The sequence below is a fragment of the Variovorax sp. WDL1 genome, from assembly GCF_001541225.1.
Lineage (GTDB): Bacteria > Pseudomonadota > Gammaproteobacteria > Burkholderiales > Burkholderiaceae_C > Variovorax.
This window is the reverse complement of record NZ_LMTS01000126.1, coordinates 4,501-10,121: the sequence shown is the minus strand read 5'-3', so window position 1 is coordinate 10,121 and position 5,621 is coordinate 4,501. Positions and strand designations below refer to the sequence as shown.

The 5,621-nt window shown below is 69.8% G+C and carries 3 protein-coding genes and 1 pseudogene; all 4 read left to right on the top strand.

Going from position 1 to position 5,621, the window contains the following annotated elements; translation table 11 throughout:
* Positions 1 to 2,616 (top strand): efflux RND transporter permease subunit (locus tag APY03_RS17110; protein WP_232324307.1); only part of this gene is annotated, 2,616 nt, incomplete at its 5' end.
* Positions 2,617 to 2,648: 32 nt separating this feature from the next.
* A pseudogene (locus APY03_RS40300) lies at positions 2,649 to 4,064 on the top strand (efflux transporter outer membrane subunit); the annotation flags it as partial.
* A 133-nt stretch (positions 4,065 to 4,197) separates the two neighbouring features.
* On the top strand, positions 4,198 to 4,854 hold the full coding sequence (locus APY03_RS17095; RefSeq protein ID WP_068678376.1) for an aspartate/glutamate racemase family protein: 657 nt from the start codon (positions 4,198 to 4,200) through the stop codon (positions 4,852 to 4,854).
* A gap of 266 nt (positions 4,855 to 5,120) precedes the next feature.
* A partial coding sequence (locus APY03_RS40295) for an ESPR domain-containing protein (RefSeq protein ID WP_157103417.1) occupies positions 5,121 to 5,621 on the top strand: 501 nt, incomplete at its 3' end.

The window sequence follows — 5,621 nt, the reverse complement described above, 5'->3', positions numbered from 1 at the left end:
GACCGCCGGCTCCAGATCTACACCCCCCCGCCCGGCCGCCGCGCCGCCGACTACCGCGACCTGGTGATCGCCTGGCGCAACAACGCGCCCGTGCGCCTGGGCGACGTGGCCCGCGTGATCGACAGCGTCGAGAACACCCGCACGCTGGGCCTGTTCAACGGCGACCCGGCGGTGGTGATACTGGTCACGCAGGAGCCGGGGGCCAACATCATCGACACGGTGGACGGCGTCCGCGACCTGATGCCCGAGCTGCGCGCGCAGCTGCCGCAGGACATCGACATCCAGATCGCCTCGGACCGCACCAACTCCATCCGCGCCTCGCTGCGCGAGATCGAGACCACGCTGATGATCTCGATCGTGCTGGTGGTGCTGGTGGTGGGCCTGTTCCTGCGCAAGGCGCGCGCCACGATCATCCCGGCGGTGGCGACGGTGGTCTCGCTGCTGGGCACTTTCGGCGTGATGCACCTGCTGGGCTTCAGCCTCAACAACCTGAGCCTGATGGCGCTCACGGTAGCCACCGGCTTCGTGGTCGACGACGCCATCGTGGTGCTGGAGAACACCGCGCGGCATGTCGAGGCCGGCATGAAACGCATGGAGGCGGCGCTGCGCGGCGCGCGCGAGGTGGGCTTCACCGTGCTGTCGATCAGCCTGTCGCTGGTGGCGGTGTTCATCCCGCTGCTGTTCATGGGCGGGCAGGTGGGGCGGCTGTTCCGCGAGTTCGCCGTGACGCTCTCGGCTGCGGTGCTGATCTCGCTGGTGATCTCGCTGACCACCACGCCCATGCTGTGCGCCATGCTGCTGCGCAGCGAAGCGGAGGAGCCGCGAAAGAAGCGCGGCCGCGTGCTGACCTGGCTGGGTGGCAGCGTCGAGCGCGCCTGGCATTGGACGCTGCGCGTCTACGCCCACAGCCTCGACTGGGCACTGGCCAGCAAGGGCGTCGTGATGGTGGTGCTGCTGGCGGTGATCGGGCTCAACGTGTACCTCTTCAACGCCATTCCCAAGGGCTACTTCCCGCAGCAGGACAATGGCCAGCTCAACGCCGGCATCCGGGCCGACCAGAGCATTTCCTCCGCCGCGGTCGCCGACAAGCTGCGCCAGGCAGTGGACATCATCCGCAAGGACCCTGCGGTCGCGACGGTGGTCGGCTTCTCCGGCGGTGGACGCGCGGGCGGCGGCTTCATGTATGTGAACCTCAAGCCGCTGGCGCAGCGCACGGAGAAGACGCAGGCCGTCATCGACCGCCTGCGCCCGCAGCTCAGCCAGCTCACCGGCCTTCGCGTGTTCCTGTTCCCGGTGCAGGACTTGCGCATGGGCGGGCGCTCCAGCAACTCCAGCTACCAGTACACGCTCAAGAGCGACAACCTCCAGGACCTGCGCAAGTGGACCGGCAGGCTCGCCGAGCGCCTGCGCCAGGAGACCGCGCTCACCGACATCGACAGCGACGACGCGGCCAACGGCGTCGAGACCTTCGTCGAAGTGGACCGCGACGCTGCGGCCCGGCTGGGCGTGACCTCGAGCGCGGTCGACAGCGCGCTCTACAACGCCTACGGCCAGCGCTCGGTCGCCACGATCTACGACGAGCTCAACCAGTACTCGGTGATCATGGAGTGGGCGCCGCGCTTCCAGCGTGCACCGATTGCGCTGAAGGACCTCTACGTGCCCTCGACGCTCAACGCCGTCACCAGCGCGAGCGGCGCGACCACCGTCAGCACGCTGCAGGCCAATACCGACGCCTCGACCGGCACCTCGACCGCCACCTCGGCCAACCCGGCTTCGCGCACCTCGTCGGCCGGCCAGCAGATCGCGACCAGCACCACGCCCATGGTGCCGCTCGCGGCCTTCGCCAAGCTCAGCGAGCGCGCCGTGCCGAGCTCCATCGACCACCAGGACACCGAGCTCGCCAGCACCGTCTCCTTCAGCCTGGCCGAGGGCGTGAGCCTGGCGGACGCGAAGCGCATCGTGGCCCAGGCCGAAGCCGACATCGCGATGCCGGTCAACGTGCGCGGCAGCTTCCAGGGCACCGCGCTGGCCGCGCAGCAATCGCAGGCGCAGCAGCTGTTCCTGATTTTCGCGGCGCTGGTCGTGATCTACATCGTGCTGGGCGTGCTATATGAAAGCCTGGTGCATCCCATCACCGTGCTGACCACGCTGCCCTCGGCCGGCGTGGGTGCGGTGCTGGCGCTGCTGCTGTTCCGCATGGAGTTCTCGATCATTGCGCTGATCGGCGTGTTCCTCCTGATCGGCATCGTCAAGAAGAACGCGATTTTGATCATCGACTTCGCGCTCGAGGCGGAACGCGCCCGCGGCCTGAGCGCGGTGGAGGCGGTGCGCGAGGCCTGCCTGCTGCGCTTCCGCCCGATCCTGATGACCACGCTGGCCGCTGCGCTGGGCGCCTTGCCGCTGGCAGTCGGTTTCGGCGAAGGCGCCGAGCTGCGCCAGCCGCTGGGCGTGGCCATCATCGGCGGCCTGATCGCGAGCCAGCTGCTGACGCTCCTGACCACGCCGGTCGTCTACGTGCTGCTCGACAAGCTGCGCCGCCGCCCCGCCAACGAGAAGTACCTGAGCCGCAACGCGTCCGATCCCTCTCTTTCTCCCTCTCCCTCCGGGGGAGGGTAGGGGTGAGGGCACCGGGCCTCGGCATACCTGCAATGACCATGACCGCTTCTTCATTCCAACCCGTGCGGCGAGCCGTGCTCGCTGCCGCGGCCCTCGCACTCGCCGGCTGCGCGATCGGACCGACCTACGAGCAGCCGTCGGCAGCCATGCCCGCGTCCTGGAAGGAAGCCCCCGCCGCCGAAGGCTGGCTCCCCGCCGCCCCCGCCGATGCCCTGGACCGCGGCGAATGGTGGAAGCTCTTCGGCGACCCTGTGCTCGACGAGCTGGCCGCCCGCGTGCAGGTCTCCAACCAGAACATCGCCGCCGCAGTGGCCAGCTACACGCAAGCCCAGGCGGTGGTGCGCGAGCAGCGCGCCGCGCTGTTCCCCTCGGTCTCGGCCGGCGGCAGCGCGACCCGCTCCGGCGCGCGCAACAGCTCGCCGAGCACCGCCACCAGCGCCGCACTGCGGGCCGACTGGGCGCCCGATGTCTGGGGCCGGCTGCGCCAGGCAGTCGGTGGTGCCCAGGCCAGCGCCGAGGCCAGCGAGGCCGACCTGGCCTCGGCGCGCTTGTCGGCGGTGGGCGAGCTTGCGATCAACTACTTCTCACTGCGCGAGGCCGATGCCGAGCTGCGGCTGCTGGAGGTCACGCTGGAGGGCTACCAGCGCAGCCTGGAGATTGCGCGCAACCGCTACAACGCCGGCATCGCGGCGCAGACCGACGTGTTGCAGGCGCAGACGCTCTACGTCAACACGCAGGCCGAGCGCGTGGCGCTGAAGCGCAACCGCGACACGCTGGAGCACGCGATCGCGGTGCTGGTCGGCGCTGCGCCGGCCGACTTCAACCTGCCCGCGGCCGACTGGACCCCCACCGTGCCCGGCATACCCGCCGGCGTGCCTTCGACGCTGCTGCAGCGCCGGCCCGACATCGCCGCGTCGGAGCGCGCGGTGGCGGTGGCCAATGCACAGATCGGCATCGCGCGCACGGCCTACTTTCCGAGCTTCAGCCTGAGCGGCGCGCTCAGCAGCAGCGCGAGCCGCGTGGGCGATCTGTTCAGCGCCTCGAACACGTTGTGGTCGCTGGGCCTGTCGGTGGCGCAGACGGTGTTCGACGCCGGCGCCATCGGCGCCCAGGTCGAGCAGGCGAAGGCGGCGCACGAGGCAGCAGTAGCGCGCTACCGCCAGACCGTGCTCACCGCCTTCCAGGACGTCGAGGACCAGCTCACCGCGGGCGCGAGCCTCGCGCAGCAGGAAGGCCTGCGGCGCGAGGCCTCGGCTGCGGCGGATCGCAGCGAGCAGCAGTTCCTCAATCGCTACCGCCAGGGGCAGGTGAGCTACACCGACGTGGTGTCGGCGCAGGTGCTGGCGCTCAATGCGCGGCGGACGGTGCTGCAGTTGCAGGTGAGCCGGCAGAGTGCGGCCGTGGGGTTGATCCAGGCGTTGGGCGGAGGTTGGCAGGCGGAGTGGATGGCGACGGCGGTGGCGCGCGCTGGTTCCTGCTCGGGCTCCCTTTCCGGCGGCGAGGGGCAAGACCTCGAGCGGCTGCCGGTCGCGGCGCCTGCAGATACGATCCGTCGTCCGAAGGCATCCGAGAACATTGGCCATGACCCGTATCGCACTGATCCACGCGCTCGCCCATTCGGTGCCGCCCATCAACGACGCCTTCGAGCGCGACTGGCCCGAGGCGCTTCGGATGAACCTGCTCGACGACAGCCTCTCGGCCGACCTGGCGCGCGAAGGGCGCGGGCTGGACGCGGCGATGCACGAGCGCTTCCAGCGGCTGGCGCAGTATGCGGTCGATACCGGCGCGCACGGCATCCTCTTCACCTGCTCGGCGTTCGGGCCGTGCATCGAGGCGGTGGCGCGGCGGCATGCGGGGATGCCGGTGCTCAAGCCCAACGAGGCGATGATCGCGGAGGCCGCGGCCAAGGCCGACACCGGCAAGCTCGGGCTGATCGCGACCTTCAGGCCGACGCTCGAATCCATGCCGCCGGAATTCCCTGCCGGCGTCGAGCTCGTGCTCGCGCTGGCCGAAGGCGCACTCGATGCGCTCAACGCGGGCGACACCCGGACGCACGACGAACGCATCGCGGCGCAAGCCCGTGCCCTGCGCGACCAGGGCTGCAGCAGCATCGCGCTGGCCCAGTTCAGCATGGCGCGTGCCCGCGCAGCCTGCGAGGCGGCCTCGGGCCTGCCGGTACTGACCACCGTCGACAGCGCGGTGAGAGCGCTGCGCACGCGCCTGGCAAGGCGCACCTAGCGGTCATCGCGCTTCGTCTTCTTCGCACTCCGGTGCTCGAAGGGGCATGCCGGATGCGAAAGGAGTCTCGCTTTTTGTCGCATTTGTCTGACCACGCAGGCGCGCATTCCTAACATTCGACGGTCGCCAAGCCTCCCGGTTTCCACGAGTTGTGGGCTGAGCTTCCGGCGTTTGCCGCGGGAAGCTGATGGACACCACGCAGGCGGCATTGCCCGCCACGTGCGCCCACGCGCGCGTGGGTCCTTCGACCACCCGAGACCGCCCCGATGAACAGAATGCACCGCAGTTTTTGGAACTCCGCGCTGGGCGCCTGGGTGGCTGTTCCCGAGAACGCCCGGTCGCGCGGCAAGCGCAGCGCTTCGCGCATCGGAAGCGTCTGCGCCCTGATGGCCGTCATGTGGAGTGCGGGCATGCCCGACGCCCGCGCATGTACGGCAGGCACCACCGCCCAATTGGCCGCCTGCATTGCGGGCAGCGATGCTGTCATCGATCTCGCGGCGTCCATTGTCCTGGACGCCCAGCTGCCGGTGGTGGAACGCAGCGTGACCATCAACGGCCACGGGTACAGCCTCGACGGAGTCGGGCAGTTCCGGGGCTTTTTCATCGGTTCGGGCACCACCACCGTCAACGGCTTGACGATGCAGAACCTGCTGGCCCAGGGCGGGCAGGGCGGATCGGAGGCCTTTCCAGGCGGCGGCGGCATGGGTGCCGGAGGAGCGGTGTTCGTGGTCGGCGGTGCCGGGGCCATCCTGAACGACGTGATCGTC